Source organism: Haladaptatus salinisoli (assembly GCF_020614375.1).
Lineage (GTDB): Archaea > Halobacteriota > Halobacteria > Halobacteriales > Haladaptataceae > Haladaptatus > Haladaptatus salinisoli.
The window spans coordinates 1,455,201-1,474,756 of sequence record NZ_CP085327.1 but is presented as its reverse complement, the minus strand read 5'-3'; the positions used below and the strand labels follow the sequence as shown (position 1 = coordinate 1,474,756).

Below are 19,556 nucleotides of genomic sequence, written 5' to 3'. Positions count from 1 at the left end.
GAAAAAGCGTCCTGACGGAGATTTGAACTCCGGTCCCTGGCTCCGCAAGCCAAGAGGATAGTCCACTACCCTACCAGGACTCATTCATGCCTTTCGCGGTTTCGGTTATAGGGGTTACGGTCTGAAGACGCCGTGCGAGTGAAGCGCATCCGGCGCGCACCGCGGGAACCGCGCGAAGGTAACTCAAATCGCTGTTTTCGCCTACGGGAGTATTTTTACGGCGCGGGTGGTGGTTCCTCGTATGCAACGACGGGAAATTCTCCAGCGAACGGGCGCGGCGGCGGCCGTCGGCCTACTCGGCGGTTGTCTCGGCCGGGGCGGCGCTCCGGGCGAGGGGACGCCCGACGACGGCTCGGGCGACGCGGGAGGCGACACCACGACGACGACCGAGAGGCCGACCATCGAGAACCGCTCGTTCAAAGTGCTCGGCGCGAACTGCGGGAACGAGACCCAAACGGCGACGGTCTCGTTCGAACCGTCGAAGAAGAACGTCGTCGTCACCGGCACCATCACCGGCAGCGACTCCTGTGCGAAGCCGGTTCTCGCGGGCGCGAACGTGGGGAAAGACGGAGCCCTCACGGTCAAGGTCGAAACGAAGAAGAAAGACGGCGCGACCGCCTGCACGCAGTGTCTCACCGAACTCGAGTATCGAGCGACCCTCTCGTTCGGGGGGCCGATTCCGGAATCGGTGAAAGTCGTCCATCGGAGCCTCGGCGAGACGAAGACGGTCGCGACGACGAAACGAGACGGTTCGAGCGCTACGACCACCTCCGACGGTACGTAGGCGGCCAGGTGGACGAAGCGTACATTTATCCGAGAGGACGCGGGCAGTATTCTCTGTGAGTAGCACCGCACCGAAAGCGCCCGACAGCGTCGGGCCGCCGACACAAAGACAACGCTTAAGCGACGGCCAACCCACCACCTTAGTACGATTATGGGCGTTATAGAGGACGTGCACGGAGACCTCGACGCCGACATCTCTCTGGAGGAGTTTCGGAGTGCCGTCGAGGAAAAAGTCGAACAGATGGGCGGACTCGCGGACGAGGAAACAGCCGCGATGCTCATCGCCCACGAACTGGACGAGGACGAGGTGAACGGAGTCGCGGACGTCGAACCCGGCATGGAGGAGGCGAAGTTCGTCGCCAAGGTGACGAGCGTCGGCGACCTGCGAACGTTCGAGCGCGACGGAGACGACGCGGACGGCCACGTGCTGAACGTCGACGTCGCGGACGAGACGGGGTCGATTCGCATCTCGCTCTGGGACGAACAGGCCAAGGCCGCGGAGGAGGAACTCGAACCCGGACAGGTGCTCCGCATCAAGGGCCGCCCGAAGGACGGCTACAGCGGTACCGAGGTCAGCGTCGACCAGGTCGAACCCGACGAGGACACCGAGATAGACGTGCAGGTGCAGGACACCTACGCCGTCTCCGACCTCTCGCTCGGCCTCTCGGACGTGAACGTGCGGGCGAAGCTCCTCGATACGGACAGCGTCCGCACCTTCGACCGCGACGACGGATCGGAGGGCAGGGTCGCCAACCTGACCGTCGGCGACCACACCGGACGAATTCGCGTCACGCTCTGGGACGAGCGAGCCGACATCGCCGAGAAGCTCGAACCGGGCGTCTCCGTCGAGGTCGTGGACGGGTACGTGCGCGAGCGGAACGGAAGCCTCGAACTCCACGTCGGGAACAGAGGGGCGGTCGAAGAGATAGAGGAAGATATCGAGTACGTTCCCGAGAGCACACCCATCGCCGACCTCCAAATCGGCGATACGGTCGACATCGCGGGCGTGATCCGCTCGTCGGACCCGAAGCGCACATTCGACCGCGACGACGGCTCCGAAGGGCAGGTGAAGAACGTTCGCGTGCAGGACGAGACGGGAGACATTCGAGTCGCCCTCTGGGGGGAGAAGGCCGACCGCGAACTCGCCCCGGGCGACAAAGTCCAGTTCGCGGATATCGACGTCAAGGACGGGTGGGCGGACGATATCGAAGGCTCCGCCGGGTGGCAATCGACCGTCACCGTCCTCGACAGTAGCTCGCCGACGGATGCCGCGGACGGCGACGCGGACGGCGACGCCACGGGACTCGACGCGTTCGCCGACGACTCCGGAAGCGAATCGACGACCGCGGACGCCGACGAAACGACGCCGACGGACACCGATTCGACCGCCACGGACGCGACCGGCGGAGGCGGCGAACACGTCGAGTTCACCGGAACCGTCGTGCAGGCCGGTAATCCCGTCGTGCTGGACGACGGCCAAGAGACGGTGAGCGTCGAGACGGACGCCGACGTCCACCTCGGCCAAGAGGTCACGGCGCGCGGCGAACTCCGCGACGGAACGCTCGACGCCGACGACGTGTTCTAACGCTCGATCGGCCGACCACTCGACCCGCGGACTCTCGAAAACGGTCGTTCCGGATGCTTAGCTCTGGAACGGCTCTTCGTCGCGGTGATTGTCCACGTTCTGTTCGTCGGCGGCGGCGTCCTCGCGAGCCTGGTCGTTCTCGACCTTCGTCTCGTCTTCGAGTTCTTCCTCGCGCTGCTGTTCGACTTCCTCCTCCCCTTCCGCTTCCTCCGATTCTTCTTTCTCCTTCGCCATCGTTCGGTCGCGTTCGTGTGGGTCACTCATCGTGTTCAAAAATTCGGTTCCGACCTCCTTATTCGTACTGGCGGTTCACAGCCGGCCGAACGCAATTTGCCGCAAACGCCGGTAGGGAAAGATTAAGGGCGACCGCCTCCCGCTGTTGGATTATGAGCGTTGAGCTTCCGTTTGCGCCGGTCGACACGATTATTCGACGGAACGCAGGTGACCTTCGAGTGAGTGCGGGTGCCGCCGAGGAACTCGCGCGGCGCATTCAGGTTCACGGGGCCGACTTGGCCGAGGACGCCGCGAAGCGGGCGACGGCGGACGGACGGAAGACGCTGATGGCCGAGGATTTCGGCGTCGAGCAGGTCGTCGACAAGGACGACCTCACCCTGCCGGTCGCGCCGGTCGACCGCATCGCTCGCCTCGACATCAACGACGATTACCGCGTCGCCATGGACGCGCGAATCGCGCTGGCGGACATCCTCGAAGATTACGCCGACAACGTCGCGGCCGCGGCGGCGATACTCGCTCATCACGCGGACCGGCGAACGGTTAAGGGCGAAGACATCGAGACCTACTTTAGGCTGTTCGAATGAAGTTCGGCTATAGCGAAGTTTGCCTGGCACACGACACGGGGAAGCGTCACCCCGAGAATCCGGACCGCCTCCGCGCCATCCGGAAGGCGCTCACGCGGAAGCACGGCGTCGAGTACGTCGAAGCCGACCCGGCGACGGAGTCCCAGATAACCGCCGTCCACGACGCGGGCTACGTCGACGAGTTCCGCGAGTTCTGCGCGAGCGGCGGCGGCAACTGGGACCCCGACACGGTCGCCGTCGAGGAGACGTGGGACGCCGCGCTCGAAAGCGCCGGGTTGGCGTGCTGGGCGGCGGCCGCGGCGCTAGCGGGCGAAGACGGACGCCGAACGCCCTTCTCGCTCGGACGCCCGCCGGGACACCACGCCGTGGCCGACGACGCCATGGGGTTCTGTTTCTTCAACAACGCCGGCGTCGCGGCCCGGTCGGTCATCGACGCGGGCGACGCCGAGCGAGTCGCGGTTCTCGACTGGGACGTGCACCACGGAAACGGCACGCAGGACATCTTCTACGACGTCGGAGACGTGTTCTACGCCTCGATACACGAGGACGGACTCTACCCCGGCACGGGCGAAATCGACGAGTCGGGGACTGACGACGGAGCGGGAACGACGCTCAACGCGCCGCTTCCGGCGGGGTCGGGCGACCCCGAGTACCGCACGGTCTTCGACGAACTCGTCGCGCCCGCGTTCGCCGCGTTCGACCCGGATTTGGTGTTGGTGAGCGCGGGGTTCGACGCCCACCGCCACGACCCGATTTCGCGGATGCGCGTCTCGACCGACGGCTACGGCATGTTGACGGCGCGCGTTCGGGAGACGGCGGACGAGGCGGGGGCGGCCCTCGGGTTCGTCCTCGAAGGCGGGTACGGACTGGACACGCTCTCCGACGGGGTCGCGATGGTTCACGAGGTGTTCGACGGGATGGAACCGGTGGTCTCGGAAGAGGAGGCGAACGAGGACGTGCGGGAACTCGTCTCGGAGGTGCGCGGCTCACACCCCCTCTTGGATTCGGCTTAAGATTTAAAACTCGGGGGGTGCGCGGGCGACGGACGTACGGGAATCGACCGAACCCTCGTCACTCGGCGTACCGTTCGGGGTCGTTTTCGAACTCGGTTTCGTGCTCCGACGAGCAGAAGTAGTACGTCTCGCCCTCGTACACCATCGTCGCGGGGGCGAACTCCGTCTCCTGAAAGTCGGTCTCTTGCGGGTTCTCGGCGTCGACCTCGGTGCCGCAGACGATACACGTGGGCATACTAGATGGTGCGGTTCGTATCCCCGAGGGATTTGTGGCCCATCGGTTTCAAAGACGTCCCCGAATTTATGTTCTAACGTGGTGTAGGGTCGGCAGACTCCACGGGGTGGACGAATGAGACAGGAATCACGGAACGCGGCGGTGTTGCACGACCGATTTCCCGGAATCGGGGGCGGAGAGCGGTTCGACTCCGACGACTTCGACGCCGCCGAGATTCGGCGATTCGCCGAGCGGTACGACAGGGCGACGTTCGCGGACAGCCTCCTGAACCTCGTCAACAGAACTCGCGCGGAAGCCGCCTCGAAGCGCTCCGCGGTCGACGATGATACGGAAACCCTACGAGTCAGCTGAGCCCCGCGTCTCGGTCGTGATTCCGACCCTCCCGGCGAACGACCACCACCGGGTGATCGCCGACCTGCGCGAACAGACGATGCGCGACTTCGAGGTGCTGGTGGTGGACGACGCGACGCTCGACATCTGCGAGGCGCGAAACGCCGGTATCGAGGCGGCGAACGCCGATACGGTGGCCCTCACCGACGACGACTGTCGCCCTCCGCCGGAGTGGGTGGCCCGCGCGGACGGGGCGCTCTCGGACGGCGTCGTCTGCGTCGAGGGGCGCGTGAAGGGCGGGCGCACCTACCGCGGCGAAGGGAAGTACGTCGGCTGCAACCTCGCGTTCGACCGCGAAACCGCCCTCGCCGCCGGCGGATTTCGAAGCGAGTACGCCGGTTGGCGCGACGACACCGAGTTCGGGTGGCGCATCGAGGGGTACGGCCCGTGTCGCTACGACCCGACGCTGGTGATGCACCACCCCGACCGCACGCGCGCCAGCATCGACGCCGAGAAGGGAGCGCGCCTGCGACGAGAGTACCCGACCCGCTACGAGGAGCGAATCGTTCCGGACACGACGCTCGGGCGCGTCAACGACTGGCTCTGGCGACGCGGGTTCTGGGACGCGGTCGACAGGGTGCGCTACCCCGGAGGGGAGCGATGAGGGTCGCGCTCGTCGTCCTCGACACCCTGCGAAAGGACGCCTTCGACGAGCGGTTCGACTGGCTCCCCGGCCAGCGGTTCGAGAACGCCTACTCCACGTCGCACTGGACCGTCCCGGCCCACGCCTCCCTGTTCGCGGGGAAGTACCCGAGCGAACTCGGCGTCTACGCCGGCGCGCAACTGTTCGACTGCCCGGAACCGGCGCTCGCGGAGTCGTTCCGGGACGCGGGCTACACGACCCGGGCGTTCAGCGCGAACGTGAACGTCTCCCGGCCGTTCGACTTCCACCGCGGCTTCGACCAGTTCCAGGGGAGCTGGCGGCTCAGGGCGCTCTCCGAGAACGTCTTCGACTGGGACGGCTTCATCGCCGAGACGCGGGGGATGGGGCCGGAACGCTACCTGTTCGCCCTGCGCGACGTGCTCGTCGGCGACAGCGATACGCTCCCCTCGCTCAAGCGGGGCGCGCTGCTCAAACTCCGAGATATGGGCTGGGGCCGGACGACCCGCGACGACGGGGCGACGGAGGCGCTCCGGTTCGTCCGCGAGACGGACTTCGGCGACGACGAGTTCCTCTTCGTCAACCTGATGGAGGCTCACACGCCCTACGCGCCCCCCGGGGAGTACCGGACGGTCGAACCGCCCGAACTGAACGGGCTGCGGGCCACGCTCGACGCCCCCGACGCCGACCCGGAGAGGGTTCGGCGGGCGTACGACGACTGCGTCCGCTACCTCTCGGACGCCTACCGGGACATCTTCGCGGAACTCCGCGAGGAGTTCGACTACGTCGTCACCCTCGCCGACCACGGCGAGGCGCTCGGCGAGTACGGCGCGTGGGAGCACCTCTGCGGGCTGTACCCCGACGTGACGCGGATTCCGCTCTGCGTCTGGGGCGACGGACTCGACGGAACCCGCGACGAGACGGTGAGCTTACTCGACGTTCACGGGACGATGGTGGACGTCGCGGACCTCGACGCCGAATCCCGGGGGCGATGCCTGCTCGGCGAACTGGACGGACGGTCGTGGCTGGCGGAGTACCACGGCCTGACGAACCGTCACCGGACGTCGCTCACCGGGGACGGTTTCGACACCGCGCCGCTCGACGCCGAGAGGCACGCGCTGGTCGCCCCGGACTACTACGGCTGGGAGACGCCGGACGGGTTCCGCGAACTGGGCGAAATAGACAAGCCGCGGGAGCGAATCGAAACGCTCGTGGATCGACTCGAACGAAGAGCGGTCGAGAACGACGTGGCCGTCTCGGAGGCCGTCGAGAACCAACTCCGGGACTTAGGCTACGCGTGAGCGAAGCGGCCGACATCAGCCTCAGCAAGGAGACGCTGGGCGGCACGGTCGCCCAGTTCACGATGGCGGCCATCGGGTTCGCCGGAACGGTCATCTTCGCGCGGTGGCTCGGGCCGAGCGCGTTCGGAGGCGTCTACCTGCTGTACGCGCTGACGAAGCTCGCGGATCGACCGATGAACGGCTGGTCGCTGGCGGCGAAGAAACGCCTCTCCGAGTCCGACGCGCTCCGGCCGCCCGCGTTCGGAGCGCAACTGCTGTTCGACGCCGGTTGGGTCGTTCTCGCGGGAATCGCCGCGTTCGTCGCCGGCGACGCCCTCCGGAGCTACACGGGGCTCGCGGCCGCACCCCTCCTGCTCGTCCTCCTGCTCGCCACCGAGTCGGCGTACGAGACCGTCGACAGCCTCGTCCAGGGTCGCGGCCGAATCAGCGTCGCGACGTGGATAGACGCGGTTCGGTCGGTGTTCACCCTCCCGCTCCAGATCGGCTTCGTCTGGCTCCTCAGCACGGCCGGAACGGTCGTCGCCGCCGGGATGGTGTACGGACTCGCGGCCGCCTCGGCGCTGACGTTCCCCCTCGCGGCCGCGTTCGTCGGGGCGCGGCCCGCACTCCCGTCACGGACGTTCGTCCGGAGCCTCGCCGACTACGCCCGGTACAGCATCCCGACGACGGCGTTGGGGACGACCTACGACCGCCTCGACGTGCTCCTGCTCGGATTCCTGCTCGCGCCCGCCGCGGCCGGGTTCTACGAGGTGGCGTGGATGCTCACGCTTCCGGCGGTGTTCGTCGCCGACGTGGCGGGGCGCGGGCTGATGGCGGCGGTGAGCGCCCGCAGGGCGCAAGGTGCGAGCGTCGGACGCGACGTGTCGAACACCGTGGCCTACTCCGGGGTGCTCGCGTTCCCCATCCTCTTCGGGGCGCTCGCGCTCTCCGAATCGCTCGTCGTGACGGTGTACGGGCCGGCGTATCGGGAAGCCGCCCTCCTGCTGGTCGGACTGGCCGGCTATCGCGTCGTCCGCACGCAGAGCGGTCCGCTCCTCCAGGCCGTCAACGGGCTCGACAGGCCGGATATCGCCATGCGGCTCTCCGCGGTCGCGGTGGCCGTGAACCTCGTCCTCGGCGTCCTGTTCACGCTGCGGTTCGGTCCCATCGGCGTCGTCGTCGCCACGCTAGTCGCGGAGACGCTCCGGTATCTCGGCACCCTCCTCTTCCTCCGGCGGGCGGTGTCGGGGTTCGCTCCCCTCTCGCGCCCGATGGTCGCCCAAGTCGGGGCGAGCCTCGTGATGTTCGTCGTCGTGTCGACGGCCCGCGCCTCGCTCCCCGTCCGGTCGTGGAGCGACCTCGCGGTGCTCGTCTCGCTCGGCGGGATCGTCTACGTCGGCGTCCTCCTCGCCGCGAGTCCGGAGACCAGGCGCACGCTCGACGAGGCGGTTCGGGGGACGTTCGCGCCGCCCTGACCAGTCGACTCGACCCGCCGACTCGTTCGCGGTCTCGTCCGGCCCTCCCCGACGGACGTCCGGACCCCCTCCCGGCGTCCGCGAATCGGTCGAACGGACGGAAAGCCAGAAGGTATAATGACGCTTGGCAACGAAGGAACCGTGATGGCGCTCTTCAAAATCAACCTCGAAAAACCCGCGCTCGTCGAAGAACGAGTGTACAGCGACGAGGACGCCGTACCCGCCGGTACGCGGACGAAGTCCCAATCCGAATCGTCCGGAGGTCGGTCGGTCGGAAAGCTGCTCGCCCCGGTACTCGGGCTGGTCGTACTCGCCGGCCTCGGGATGCTCTTTCGCAAGCTCCGCTCGTCGTCGGACGACGAAGCGACGGAAGAGACGTTCGAACAGCCGACCGACCCCGAGACGGACGAATCCGGTTCTCGACTGGCGCGCGGTCGGAAGGCCGCCCGCGCGGTGGGGATTCTGGGAAGCCTGCTGGGTATCGTCGTCGTCGCGCGAAAGGTCCGCGGCGGGTCGCCGGACGAGTAATCGAACCTGACGTTTTTCCGAAATCGGATACCCCAATCGGGCCGTGCCAAGAGTTATATATGGTGAGGGGGTTGTATTCGAAATATCAGAATGACTATCGAACCCGCCGACTACGACCTGCGCGAGTCTCGCAGGATGGCCGACGAGGACGAGCAACCGCTCGACCTCTCCGCGGGGGGCGACGGGGAAACGGCAGCGGAACTCCACCGACTCGGCAGGCGCGAGGAGCTACTGAAGCTCCAGACGAAGTTACTGGCGTCCGGGTCGCTCCCGGAGAAACCCTACCTGACGTCGCTTCCGAACCGGTACGGTGCCGAGGTCATCGTTTTCGAGTGGCTCGATCTCCTCGTCGAGAAAGCGGGATTCGAGAACACCGGCAACGCGCTCTCGTACTACGAGGACGTGGGCTGGCTGAGCGAAGCGGCCCACGAGAGCCTGCGGTCGTACATGTACGGGTTCTCGGAGGCGGACCGGTTCGGCGCGGCCGGCCCGGCCGACCTCGATACGAACGACCACGTGTCGAGCCTCGTCTACATCGCTCAACTCGCGTCGCTGTAGTCACTCCGCGTAGCCGAGGTTTCGCAGCCTGTCTTCTATCACGTCGTCCGTCATCTCCTCGCGCGACTCCGGCGGTTCCGCCGTCACGTCGCGCCGTTCGTCGGCGTCGATCTCCGCCCACGGAACCTCGATGAGTTCGCGCTTGTGGAGTCCGCCGGGGTGTCCGTAGGTCCGCATCGGAATCGGATACGTTCGCTCGCCGATGAGATTGCCGTGGTCGGCCGTGATCACCGACTTGCCCGGCAACTCCTCCACCAGTCGTTCGACGTGCGGGAGCGTCACGTCCAGGTTCTCGACGTACGCCTCGATTATCGCCGACCTGTTCGTCTCCTCGCCGTAGAGCAGGGCGTTCCACGGGTGGGGCTCTCCGCTGTGTTCGTCGGCGTCGAGTTGCATCTCGATGCCGGCGTGGCCGAGTTCGCGGCCCTTCTCGCCGATGAACGGGAAGTGCGGCTGCATGAAGTGCGCGATGATGCGCTTGTCGGGATACTCCTCGAACGCCGCGAGCGTCCGTTCGACCACGGTTTCGGGCATGACCGTCCGGAACTCCTCGTTCCAGTGGTCGTCCAGCAGGTTGACCACGGCGTGGAAGGTGTCGTCGGGGAGTTTGTACGCGTGCGGATTCGACGTGACGTACACCGTGTCGTGGAGTTCGCGGCCGACGAAGCTCTCCTCCATGAACTCCCAGCTCTCGCTCCCCGGCGAGAGCTTGCTCGTGACTCGGTCGCCGAAGTTCGCCCGCGTGGCGAACATGTCGTACCGGCAGGCGTCCAAGATGACGAGGTTGTCCCACTCCTCCGCCATCACGTCCACCCGTTCTTCGTCGTTCAACAGCCGGGATACGTAGGCGTTCGCCCGCAGCGCGTCCTTGCGCAGTCGCCGCGTCTCTCCGCGAACGAGAGACGGGTCTCTGAGAACTCGGAGGGCGTTCCGAAGATTGTACCGACCCCGAATGGACATACCGGAACGCTCTCTCACCGCCTACCTTATTTATGGCCCGTTTAAAGAATCAACTGCCGGAGGTGAGCGAGATGGTATCGCGCCGCTCCGTTTTTCCGGCGGCTCCTTCCGTTTCGGACGGTAACGCCGCCGGGAACGTTTCGAAGGGGTCGAACGTCGGGGTCCTTCCCCGACGCGGAGCCGAACCGGCGATTCGACCGTCGGCTATCCGGCGATTCGAACCTCGGTTCGAGTGACCTCGTCTATCTGGTCGACTCTGACCGGATACGTGTCCTCGTCGTGCTCTTCGATGCCGAGTTCGGCCTTGACGCGGTCGGTGAAACTGGGGTCGGGGTCGACGTAGATGGTGTCCCCTTCGACTTCGGCGACCATGCCGATCTTCTCGCCGTCGCGGTTCACGACCTTCTTCCCCGTGTCGCGGTTGTTGAGGGAGACGGCTTCGCCCTCGTCCTCCGCCGTTCCCGTCGTCTCGGTTTCGGTCGTCCCCGTCTCCATCGTCTCGTCCTCGGTCGTCCCCATCGTTTCGGTCTCCGTCTCGGTCGTCTCCTCCTCGATGGTCACCGATTCGGTCGTCCCCGCGACCACTTCCGAACCGAACTCGCGCTCGACGTACTCCGCGTCCACGATACCGCTCTCGACGAGGTCGGAGGTCGCCGTCGTGGTCTCGACGACCTCGCTCTCGGTCAAGTCGTAGACGTTCTCCACCCGGTCGACGATTTCGTCCTCGACGAGTCGGCGTTCGAACAGCAGGCTCTCGATGATCCTGCCCTCCGTGAACTCGCTCTCGATGTGCCCGGCTTGGATGGCTTCCTCGACCGGCATCTCGCCGAAGAGGTTGCTCTGGAGGAGCGTTCGCTGGACGCCTTCGATGTCGACCACGCTCTCGAGCGAATCCTCTTCGAGAACGTCTCGCTCGGCGACGTCGACGTCGACGACCTCGCTCTCGATTCGCTTGCGCTCGACGACCTCGCGGCGCACCAGTCTCGTCTCGTCGAACTCGAGGACGAGCGTGTCGTCGTCGACGAACTCCGGTTCGGTGTCGGTCAGTTCGCGCCGGATGAGTTCGGTGTCGACGATTCGGTCGGCGACGATTTCGGAGTCGACGACCTCGCTCTCGATGGTCTCGGTTTCGACGATTTCGCGCTCGATGACGCGAGTTTCAGTGATTTCGCTCCGGACGGTTTCGCCGTCCAGCAGCGCCTGTTCGACCTCGGCGCTTTCGAGCGTCGCCCGCTCAGCGACCTCCGAGCGCGGGACGACCTCGTACCGCTCCGTCTCCTCGTCCGTCGCCGGATATCGGATGACCGCCATCTCCTCGTCGTCGAACGCTTCGAGGAACTCCTCCCACTCGGCCTCCTCGACCTCCACGTCGGCGTGTCGTTCCGGCGAGTAGGCGAACGGCGACCGCGTCTCCGCGTCGGTTCGGTACGCGGGCTGCCAGCCGCTCTCGTCGGCCCACGTTCTGATCGTCTCCCGGTCGGTCGTGATGCGCGTCTCGCCGGTGTTTTCTGGATTCTCGGACATTCTCCCCCACCGGTTGGAGGCTAGCCGATGGTCTACTTATATATGTCGGCGATTTTACTAGCGTCGAACGTCGCTGTAATTCAGCGACGAAGCGTTCGGTGATTATTTCCGTCCGACGCGGTCGCTCGAACGCGCTCACGACGAAGGTCGGTAGCGAGTCCGACCGAAGTTCGAGCGGTTGCAAAGGAGTCGTCGCTTCGTCGGTCGGGTTCGTCCGATGCACCCCGTCACCGCGCCCGGCGAGCGGCGCGATGTTACGCGAAAAATCACCCGAGGAGGGTGCCGTGTTCGTCGATCTCCCCGTTCACGATGCGCGTCGACGAGATCGGCTCCCCGTCTTCGGCGTACGCGTACGGAACGACGACGGATTCGAGCGGTTCCATTCCTCGGTCCGTCCGCCGGCGGTTGATCGCGGCGACCTCCTCGTCGGTTTCGGGTGAGACGACCAGCGCATCTAACGACGGATCGTCGTCCGCGAAGCCGTGTTCGTCGCCGAACCGGCGAATTTCGACCTCTCGGTTCCGCTCGTCGAGTTCGTCGAGGGTCGCTTCCACCCGCCGTTTGCGCTCCTCGTACGGTGGAATCGGGCGGGGATTTGGTCGTCGCGTCTCGCGCGCGAACTCGTCGCTACTGAGGCCGACGACCACGCCCTCGTCGCCGCGCTCCAGCGCCGCTTCAAACATCGCTCGATGACCGTCGTGTAACGGGCCGAACGTCCCGGCGACTGCGACTCGCATATTCCATTTCCGGCGGCGAGACGGATAAACCTCAGCCGAACGACGGTCGGTACTCCTCGTAGTCACCCGGAAGCCGGTCGCGTTCGATTCGTCGCGTCGTGGACGACGACCGTAGCCGCCGACGCGATTAAGTCTCTCAGGAAGGTACCCCGAACGGGAACCATGACGGACGAGAACGACGACCCGCTGACCGAAGCGGTCGAGGAGAAAGAACGGAGCGAACCGAACGACGAGGATAGCGAGAGTTTGGTCCAGAAACAGAAGCAGGCGGAGGAACGAGTCGACGAGGAGGGCGAGGAAGAAGCGGCGGAAGCGAACGACGAGGAAGCTGAGTAACTCGTCTCCGGTTCGCAGTGCGTTTCGCCCGTGAACCTATGCGCTTGCGGAGCGTGAACGTTCACGATGGGTACCACGGCTCTCATTACCGGCTGTTCGTCCGGCGTCGGGCGCGCGGCCGCTCGCGAGTTTCTGGCCGACGGGTGGGAGGTCTACGCGACCGCCCGCGATCCGAACGAACTCGCCGCGCTCGGGGACGCGGGGGCCAGGACGGCAGCGCTCGACGTCACCTCGACCGAGGACGCGGTGCGGGTCGTCGAGCGCGTCGTCGAGGAGCGGGGTCGCCTGGACTGCCTCGTCAACAACGCCGGCTTCGGGCAGATGGGCCCCGTCGAGGACGTTCCGATCGACAAGGTGCGCGAGCAGTACGAGGTGAACGTTTTCGGCCCGTATCGATTGATGCGCGCCGCCCTGCCGCACATGCGTGATAGCGGCTCGGGGACGATCATCAACGTCACGAGCATCACCGACCGCTACCCGATCGCCGGCAACGGCGTCTACAGCGGCTCGAAGTCGGCGCTCGCGACCGTCAGCCGGACCGTTCGTCAGGAGGTGCGGGAACACGGTATCGACGTCGTCGTCGTCGAACCGACGGCCATCGCGACGGACTTCTACGACCGAGTGCGCGACGAACTCGTCGACGTCGACCACAAAGCGGCGTACACCGACCTCTACGAGGTGCTCGAACTGCTGCACACCGTCAAAAGCGGCGGGCCGGGAATCGCGTCCCCCGAAACGGTCGCCGAAACCATGCTCGAAGCCGCGAACAGCGACGCCCCGAAGCGACGGTACGAGGTCGGGTCGGCGGCCAAGGCGGGCACGGTTATCGAAGCCCTGCTCCCCGAGTCGCTGCGGACTCCGGCCACGGACTTCGGCGTCCGAATCGCCACCTCCTATCCGGCGAGACGATTCCTCCTGTGGTGGTTCGCGCGCCACCATCGGGCGAGCGAGTATCAGAACCGGTGACCGAACGCCGCGAACGGAACGCCCGAAGGAGCCAGCGGAACGCGCTCCGCCGAGAGCAGCGACCCGACCGGAACCCCTCTCGAGGTATCCGTGTTACTTCGAGAACGAACTACTCCGTCGGAAAAACGGCTTTACGACTCCCTCTCGAACCGTCTACGGAACGTCCATGAGCGCACCACAGACCGAACTCCGAAACCCGGAGGACCTGTTCGTGTTCACCCTCGAGGCGGTCTACGACATGGAGGTGAAGCTGGTCGACGCCCTCGACGAGATGTCGCAACTGGCCACTAACGACAATCTCAGCGCGGGGTTCGCCATCCACCGCACCGAGACGGAGACGCAAGTGAGACGCGTGGAGGAGGCGTTCGAGGCGCTCGGGAAGGAGCCGACCCGGCGGGACAACCGAGTCGTCGACGGTCTGTTGGAAGAGAGGGACCGGTTCGACGCCGGCGTGAAGGACGACGAACTTCGGAATCTCCGCTACCTCGATTTCGGAATCGAGACGGAACGCATCGAGATAACGAGCTACGAGGAACTTCTCAGGATAGCCAAGAAGATAGGCGTCGGGGAGGGCGTGACGACCCCGCTGGAGGATAACCTCGGACAGGAGGGAAAGACCCTCAGGAAGCTTCGGGGACTCGCGGGGAAATCGACCCTCGATACCCTCCGGGACGAATTGAGCGCCCTTCGATACCCGTCGAACGACGGGCGCGGAACTTAGGCGCGACGAGTCAATCCGACGTACGGAAACTCCGCGCCCGCTTCAGTCCGCCGCGAACGAGCGGGATGACGTTACGATCACTCGCCGCGAATACGAGGTGGAAAACGTCATCACCGTCGACTTCGGCCCCGACGTCGAAGCGTCCCTCGACGTCGTCGGTGAGACCGTTATCGTCGTTGCCGGAGACAACCGGTGGGAGCGCCGTCCCCGGACTCCGCTTTCGAACGACGTCGTCCGGAAGCGTTAGCGATATCCGAGTCGTTCGAGTCGGCGAGCGACGTCGCCGGCGACGTCGTCTCGCACGGCCGCCGCGTCGCCGGACGTCGGCCACGGCGGGAGAGCGTCGGAGAGACGCGTCGCCGCGTCCGGCGGAATCGTCGTCTCCGTCTCCGACGGCAGCGAGAACCCGACGGACGCGTCGTCGCCACGAGACACCATCAACTTCCATCCGTCGGCGTAGACCGCCTTCTTCTCGTACCCGTAGCGCGTCCCCTCGACGAGTCGAATTCGGTCGTCCGGCACCGGTTCGTCGAGGGGGACACCCCCCGCGTCCGGGTCGGCGTCGGCCGAGGAATCCCCTCCGACGCCGTCTTCTCCCGTCGCGGCCCGCAGAACCGTCGGCGCGATGTCGACCAACGAGGTCGGGCGGTCCGTCCCGGCGACGGCGAACCCGTCGGTTCGCACCGGAACCCGGGTGACGGCTTCGTGGGGCGCGCCGCCGTGGCCGACGCAGTACGCGGGACGGGGGTCGGCGAAGGTATCGGCGTGGAACCGCGCGCGCTCCCAGAACCCCTCGCCGTGGTCGCCGGTAACGACGAACGCGGCGTCGTCCACCAGGTCGGCGACGCGGCGATGGTGGGCGGCGAGGCGGTCGTCCGCGTATTCGACCGCCGCCTCGTACAGACGCCGCCGGTTCCTGCGGTAGCGATCCGCGGTCGGCGTCGAGGTCACCACGTCCTCGTAGTTCCAGCCCTCGATGTCGGGGATGGAGGTATCCACGTCGTGCTCGGCCGCGTACGGAGCGGGGGGTTCGACGGGTTCGTGCAGATCCGCGAGGTGGAGGTAGGAGAACGTCCGGTCGTCGCGGCGGTCGGCCAGCCACTCGGCGTGGTCGGCGAGGAGTCGGCGGGCGTCGGCGTCGGCGTAGAGCCGGTGTTCGGCGAACCGGCCGCGAAGCGCGAGGAACGGGACGACGAAGCCGAACGCGCCGTACGTGCGGTAGCCGGCGGCGTCGAGGTGATCGGCGAGGAGGGGGACGTCCGACTGCGGCGGTAGACCGGTGACGTCCGCCACCGAGTTCTCGTAGTCGTCCGACCGGCGCATCGCGCCGTGGTCGTGGGGATACGTTCCCGAGAGGAGCGACGTGACCGAGGGGAACGTCCACGTCGCGGGTGCGACGGCGTCCGTCCCGTCCAACGACGACAGGAACGGCGTCCGTTCCGCGTCGAGGGCGTCCGCGCGGAGGGCGTCCACGACGACGAGGACGACGTGGTCGGGCGCGTCCGCCGCCGGTGACGTCGGGTCCCCGGCGTCGCGTCGCTCGAACGACCGGTTCGCGCGGCGCGCTCGAATCCCGCGCCGGGCGGCGGCGTACGCTCCCTCGACGGAATCAGCGACCCCGTCGGGGACGACTCGCCGGACGCCCCGTTCGACTCGCTGGCGCATCGCGTATCGCTTACGAGGAGGCGACGGAGACGAAAAGGCGTAGCGGCCCCGAGCCTCGGTGCGGAGGTGCGAGGCGACGGCGCCGAACTTACTCGGTATCGAGGCGGCGAAGCCGGACGAACGACTGGACGGAGTAAACGGTAGCGGTCAGCACGGCGTGCGCGCCGATGGTGTACAGGGCGAACAGCGGGTATCCCAGGAGGACGAACGCGAGGATGTGGAGGTTGTACACGTTCCGGCGGCCGGTGACGAGTTGGAAGCGCTCCATGAAGGGGCTCGCAACGTCGACGCTGTAGCCCGTCTGGTCGATGAAGCGGTCGTAGAGGTCCCGGTAGAAGGCCACGACGGTGACGATGCCGGCCGCGAGCAGGAGCGGTCGCGCCCCGGCGCTCCGGGAGAGGTAGTATCCGAGCGCGACGATCCAGGAGAACTCGTACAGCAGATCGAAGGAGTGCTCCATGGCCCCGACCCGGGTCTTCATCCCCGTGAGCCGCGCGAGTTTCCCGTCGAACCCGTCGGCGAGTCCGACGACGAACGTCAACAGCGACGCCGGCAGGAGGTAGCCGGTCGCGAATAGCGCGGTCGCGAGGTACGCGACGACGTTGACGAGCAGCGTGATCTGGTTCGGCGTGATCGAACGGTTGGCGAGTCGCAGGACGACCCGGTCCTCGATGGGGTCGTGGACGTACGTCGCCACGAGGTCGGCCGGACTCTTCTTGCTCGCGTCGAGCACCGCCCGTTCGGCCGCCCGGCGGCTCTTCCGGTCGTCGACGCGGTACCAGTGCAGCGGCACGTCCCGCCGCAGTTTGGTGACGTACGTATCGATTTCGGCGACGTCGAACCATCCGAGGCCGTCGGTCGCCGCCACCTCGTCGAGGAACGATTCGGCGTCGGTTCGCGTTTCGTCGACGGCGTCCAGTCTGGCCACGCCCGTCCACAGTTTATCACCGTCTCGGCCGACCGCGGTCACCGCGTCGCCGTCGACCCCGACCGGGATTCCCCCGCGCGGGTTCGGCGCTCCGCCGTCGTCGCGGGGGTCGTCGACGACGAGGTACGTCCCTTGACGGTCGGCGACCGCCTCGAAGATCCGCTCGTCGACGTAGTGGCGGCCGTCCACGTACAGAACCCCGCCGTCCGACGTCTCGCCGCCGTCGGCGGACACGGCGTGCGGCGCTTCCCCCACCGCGTCGTCGAGACCGTAGACGCGGACGTCGGAGATCCCCGCCTCCTCGAGCCCCCGAACCAGTCGCTCGACGAGCGGCACGCCGCTGATTCGTTCCGTCGATGGATTCACGACGACGGCCTTCATCGCTCAGCCTCCCGATTCGTTCGCGAGAACGCGCTCGGCGATCCGCAGGTCGTCCGGCGTATCGACGTCGACCCACCGGCACCCCGCGACGTCGATGGTCTCGACGTCCCGACCGCGGGCGATGAGTTCGCGGACGCCGTCGGTGACGGTCACCTCGTGACTCGACGTCCGCTCCTCGAGGGCCTCGAATATCTCGGGCGCGAGCATGAACACGCCGGTGTCGACCGCGTCCCACTCTCGGAGGTCTTTGCCGATGGCGACGATGCGACCGTCCTCGACCCGCACGGTGGTGGCCTCGTCCTCGTCCTCTCCGGGGGGCGGCGAATCGTCGGTACAGAGGCCGAAGCCGTCGTGACGGCCCGCTCGGCGGTAGATCTCGGGGTCGACGATGTGGTCGGCCATGGCGAGCACGAACGGTCCGTCGACGGTCGCGGCGGCCCGCAGCAGCGAAAATCCGTTCTCGCGCTCGTAATCGGGGTTGACGACCGTCTCGACCGGGAAGTCGTAGCTCGCCCCGTCGAGGAACGCTTCGACGCGTTCGTGCTGATACCCGACCACCACGGTGACCGCGGAGACGTCGGTCTCGGCGATGCGGTCGAGGACGTGTTCGAGCAACGCGCGGTCGCCCACCTCGACGAGGGGCTTCGGTAGCGACGTCCGCTCGCGCATCCGGCTCCCCTCTCCCGCCGCCAACACCACGTACCGCGTCACGGCGATTTCTCCTCCGCGAACCGAGTGAACCGTCGCTCGGCCTCCTCGTCGGTGTACTGGACGGGCGGGTGTTTCATCGTGACCGCGGACGCCGCGGAAAGGGGCCCCCCGACGTCGCGTTCGAGCGCGAGCTTACAGGCTCGGATGGCGTCGATGGCCATCCCGCCGCTGTTAGGCGAGTCCTCGACCGATAGGCGCGCTTCGAGCGTGAGTTCGGCGCCGCCGAAGCCGTCGCCTTTCATCCTGACGAACGCGACCTTGTTGTCGCCGAGCCACGAAACGTGGTCCGACGGGCTGATGTGAATGGCCCGGTCGTCGAGTTTTTCGGTGAGCTGGGATTGAACCGCCTCCGTCTTCGAGATTTTCTTGGTTTCGAGGCGCTCGCGTTCGAGCATGTTCAGGAAGTCGGTGTTCCCTCCGACGTTCAACTGGTAGGTTGCGTCGAGGTCGACGCCGCGTTGGTCGAACAGACGGGCGAGCGTCCGGTGGAGGACGGTCGCGCCGAGTTGCGACTTGATGTCGTCGCCGACGATAGGTAGGCCGGCGTCCTCGAATTCGTTCCCCCACTCGGAATCGGAGGCGACGAACACCGGCATGCAGTTGACCATGGCGACGCCCGCGTCGAGGCAACTCGTCGCGTAGTACTCCACCGCTTCCTGCGACCCCACGGGCATGTAGTTGACGAGAACGTCCGCGTCGGTCTCCCGGAGAACCTCCGCGACGTCGACGGGGTCGCGGTCGGCGACGCGGAACGACTCCTCCGCCGGGGCTTCGTTCATGTGCGACGCGACCCCGTCGAGCGGCGGCCCCATCCGCACGTCGACACCCTGTTCGGGCACCGACTCGCTGATGACCCCCGTACAGTTCGGACCCGCGTAGATGGCCTCGCTCAAGTCGCGCCCGACCTTCCGGCGGTCGATATCGAACGCCGCGACGAACTCCACGTCGGACGGACGATAGCCGCCGAGTTCCGGGTGTGCGAGTCCACTTCTCGTGTCGTTCTCGCGGTAGTACTCGACGCCTTGAACGAGCGCGCTGGCACAGTTGCCGACACCCGCGACAGCCACTGAGATATCTGACATAATTCCTCTTACCACCACGACTGCCGGCCACATTGTTATTGAAATCATAAGAGGAAGCCGTCGAGCGCAGGTACCTCGGTACGCCCTCTGAGAGTTGTTAGGTATATTGAATTATGCGCGGAGGAACGGGTCGGTTGGTTTCCTCAGAAGAGAGGGGGTGAGGCCGCGGTAAACGGTAAAAACGACAGTGTAAGCTCAAATTTCGTCGCGGAAACGTTGCCGACGGTCGCGGCGTCCGCGGTCATCGACCGAGACCGGTTTCCTGACAGTATCGGCAAA

23 protein-coding genes and 1 tRNA gene are annotated in these 19,556 nt (G+C 66.4%); 14 read left to right on the top strand and 10 right to left on the bottom strand.

Going from position 1 to position 19,556, the window contains the following annotated elements; all coding sequences use genetic code 11:
* Positions 1–7: 7 nt before the first annotated feature.
* Positions 8–80, bottom strand: a tRNA-Arg gene (locus tag LIX00_RS08080).
* 161 nt (positions 81–241) lie between these two features.
* On the opposite strand from LIX00_RS08080, the gene LIX00_RS08075 reads away from it, so the two are divergent.
* Together LIX00_RS08075 and LIX00_RS08070 are read left to right on the top strand one after the other, a co-directional pair.
* Entirely contained in the window at positions 242–784 is a 543-nt protein-coding gene (locus LIX00_RS08075; protein ID WP_227352686.1) for a hypothetical protein, read from the top strand.
* Positions 785–934: 150 nt separating this feature from the next.
* Complete coding sequence (locus LIX00_RS08070) at positions 935–2,368, top strand: single-stranded DNA binding protein (RefSeq protein WP_227352685.1); 1,434 nt, start codon at positions 935–937, stop codon at positions 2,366–2,368.
* A gap of 57 nt (positions 2,369–2,425) precedes the next feature.
* On the opposite strand, the gene LIX00_RS08065 is transcribed toward LIX00_RS08070, so the two are convergent.
* A complete protein-coding gene (locus LIX00_RS08065; RefSeq protein ID WP_227352684.1) occupies positions 2,426–2,632 on the bottom strand; it encodes a hypothetical protein in 207 nt (68 codons plus the stop codon).
* A gap of 122 nt (positions 2,633–2,754) precedes the next feature.
* Between LIX00_RS08065 and LIX00_RS08060 the strand changes: the two genes are divergently transcribed.
* Together LIX00_RS08060 and LIX00_RS08055 are read left to right on the top strand one after the other, a co-directional pair.
* On the top strand, positions 2,755–3,186 hold the full coding sequence (locus tag LIX00_RS08060) for a histone (protein ID WP_227352683.1): 432 nt from the start codon (positions 2,755–2,757) through the stop codon (positions 3,184–3,186).
* Entirely contained in the window at positions 3,183–4,199 is a 1,017-nt protein-coding gene (locus tag LIX00_RS08055) for a histone deacetylase family protein (protein ID WP_227352682.1), read from the top strand. Before LIX00_RS08060 ends, LIX00_RS08055 begins: the two co-directional genes overlap by 4 nt.
* Before the next feature lie 58 nt (positions 4,200–4,257).
* Here the strand turns inward: LIX00_RS08055 and LIX00_RS08050 are convergent, their stop codons facing one another.
* The gene (locus LIX00_RS08050; protein ID WP_227352681.1) at positions 4,258–4,434 is read right to left on the bottom strand and encodes a YHS domain-containing protein; all 177 of its coding nucleotides are present in this window, start codon (positions 4,432–4,434) and stop codon (positions 4,258–4,260) included.
* Between the two features lie 114 nt (positions 4,435–4,548).
* Here LIX00_RS08050 and LIX00_RS08045 point away from each other — a divergent pair, with 114 nt between their 5' ends.
* The 6 genes from LIX00_RS08045 to LIX00_RS08020 all read left to right on the top strand — a co-directional run bounded on the left by LIX00_RS08045 (position 4,549) and on the right by LIX00_RS08020 (position 9,266).
* A complete protein-coding gene (locus tag LIX00_RS08045; protein WP_227352680.1) occupies positions 4,549–4,785 on the top strand; it encodes a hypothetical protein in 237 nt (78 codons plus the stop codon).
* On the top strand, positions 4,757–5,428 hold the full coding sequence (locus tag LIX00_RS08040) for a glycosyltransferase family 2 protein (RefSeq protein ID WP_227352679.1): 672 nt from the start codon (positions 4,757–4,759) through the stop codon (positions 5,426–5,428). The genes LIX00_RS08045 and LIX00_RS08040 overlap by 29 nt, the downstream gene beginning before the upstream one ends.
* Complete coding sequence (locus LIX00_RS08035) at positions 5,425–6,726, top strand: sulfatase-like hydrolase/transferase (RefSeq protein WP_227352678.1); 1,302 nt, start codon at positions 5,425–5,427, stop codon at positions 6,724–6,726. The genes LIX00_RS08040 and LIX00_RS08035 overlap by 4 nt, the downstream gene beginning before the upstream one ends.
* On the top strand, positions 6,723–8,180 hold the full coding sequence (locus tag LIX00_RS08030; RefSeq protein WP_227352677.1) for an oligosaccharide flippase family protein: 1,458 nt from the start codon (positions 6,723–6,725) through the stop codon (positions 8,178–8,180). Before LIX00_RS08035 ends, LIX00_RS08030 begins: the two co-directional genes overlap by 4 nt.
* 117 nt (positions 8,181–8,297) lie before the next feature.
* Positions 8,298–8,708 (top strand): hypothetical protein, encoded by a 411-nt coding sequence (locus LIX00_RS08025; protein WP_227352676.1) that lies wholly within the window; start codon positions 8,298–8,300, stop codon positions 8,706–8,708.
* A gap of 90 nt (positions 8,709–8,798) precedes the next feature.
* Positions 8,799–9,266: a FlaD/FlaE family flagellar protein gene (locus LIX00_RS08020; RefSeq protein ID WP_227352675.1), complete on the top strand. Its 468-nt coding sequence runs from the start codon at positions 8,799–8,801 to the stop codon at positions 9,264–9,266.
* Here the strand turns inward: LIX00_RS08020 and LIX00_RS08015 are convergent, their stop codons facing one another.
* The 3 genes from LIX00_RS08015 to LIX00_RS08005 all read right to left on the bottom strand — a co-directional run bounded on the left by LIX00_RS08015 (position 9,267) and on the right by LIX00_RS08005 (position 12,487).
* The gene (locus LIX00_RS08015; RefSeq protein ID WP_227352674.1) at positions 9,267–10,226 is read right to left on the bottom strand and encodes a hypothetical protein; all 960 of its coding nucleotides are present in this window, start codon (positions 10,224–10,226) and stop codon (positions 9,267–9,269) included.
* Positions 10,227–10,430: 204 nt separating this feature from the next.
* The gene (locus LIX00_RS08010; protein ID WP_227352673.1) at positions 10,431–11,750 is read right to left on the bottom strand and encodes a DUF8593 domain-containing protein; all 1,320 of its coding nucleotides are present in this window, start codon (positions 11,748–11,750) and stop codon (positions 10,431–10,433) included.
* 266 nt (positions 11,751–12,016) lie between these two features.
* The gene (locus LIX00_RS08005) at positions 12,017–12,487 is read right to left on the bottom strand and encodes a phosphopantetheine adenylyltransferase (RefSeq protein WP_227352672.1); all 471 of its coding nucleotides are present in this window, start codon (positions 12,485–12,487) and stop codon (positions 12,017–12,019) included.
* 162 nt (positions 12,488–12,649) lie between these two features.
* Between LIX00_RS08005 and LIX00_RS08000 the strand changes: the two genes are divergently transcribed.
* The 4 genes from LIX00_RS08000 (at position 12,650) to LIX00_RS26485 (ending at position 14,757) form a co-directional block, all read left to right on the top strand.
* Positions 12,650–12,823 (top strand): hypothetical protein, encoded by a 174-nt coding sequence (locus LIX00_RS08000; protein ID WP_227352671.1) that lies wholly within the window; start codon positions 12,650–12,652, stop codon positions 12,821–12,823.
* A 66-nt stretch (positions 12,824–12,889) separates the two neighbouring features.
* Complete coding sequence (locus LIX00_RS07995; RefSeq protein WP_227352670.1) at positions 12,890–13,789, top strand: SDR family oxidoreductase; 900 nt, start codon at positions 12,890–12,892, stop codon at positions 13,787–13,789.
* Positions 13,790–13,955: 166 nt separating this feature from the next.
* The gene (locus LIX00_RS07990; protein WP_227352668.1) at positions 13,956–14,510 is read left to right on the top strand and encodes a YciE/YciF ferroxidase family protein; all 555 of its coding nucleotides are present in this window, start codon (positions 13,956–13,958) and stop codon (positions 14,508–14,510) included.
* Positions 14,511–14,523: 13 nt separating this feature from the next.
* Positions 14,524–14,757, top strand: a complete 234-nt coding sequence (locus LIX00_RS26485) for a DUF7127 family protein (protein WP_497007343.1) — start codon at positions 14,524–14,526, stop codon at positions 14,755–14,757.
* Here the strand turns inward: LIX00_RS26485 and LIX00_RS07980 are convergent.
* From LIX00_RS07980 to LIX00_RS07965, 4 genes are all read right to left on the bottom strand, one after another.
* Complete coding sequence (locus LIX00_RS07980; protein WP_227352664.1) at positions 14,754–16,175, bottom strand: sulfatase-like hydrolase/transferase; 1,422 nt, start codon at positions 16,173–16,175, stop codon at positions 14,754–14,756. The two genes, LIX00_RS26485 and LIX00_RS07980, sit on opposite strands and share 4 nt — an antisense overlap.
* Before the next feature lie 88 nt (positions 16,176–16,263).
* On the bottom strand, positions 16,264–17,484 hold the full coding sequence (locus LIX00_RS07975) for a CDP-alcohol phosphatidyltransferase family protein (RefSeq protein WP_227352662.1): 1,221 nt from the start codon (positions 17,482–17,484) through the stop codon (positions 16,264–16,266).
* Positions 17,485–17,487: 3 nt separating this feature from the next.
* Positions 17,488–18,195, bottom strand: coding sequence for a phosphocholine cytidylyltransferase family protein (locus LIX00_RS07970; RefSeq protein WP_227352661.1), 708 nt, complete (start codon positions 18,193–18,195; stop codon positions 17,488–17,490).
* Positions 18,192–19,277 carry an inositol-3-phosphate synthase gene (locus LIX00_RS07965; protein ID WP_227352659.1) on the bottom strand — a complete coding sequence of 362 codons (1,086 nt, stop codon included), beginning with the start codon at positions 19,275–19,277 and terminating at the stop codon, positions 18,192–18,194. Before LIX00_RS07965 ends, LIX00_RS07970 begins: the two co-directional genes overlap by 4 nt.
* Positions 19,278–19,556: the final 279 nt, after the last annotated feature.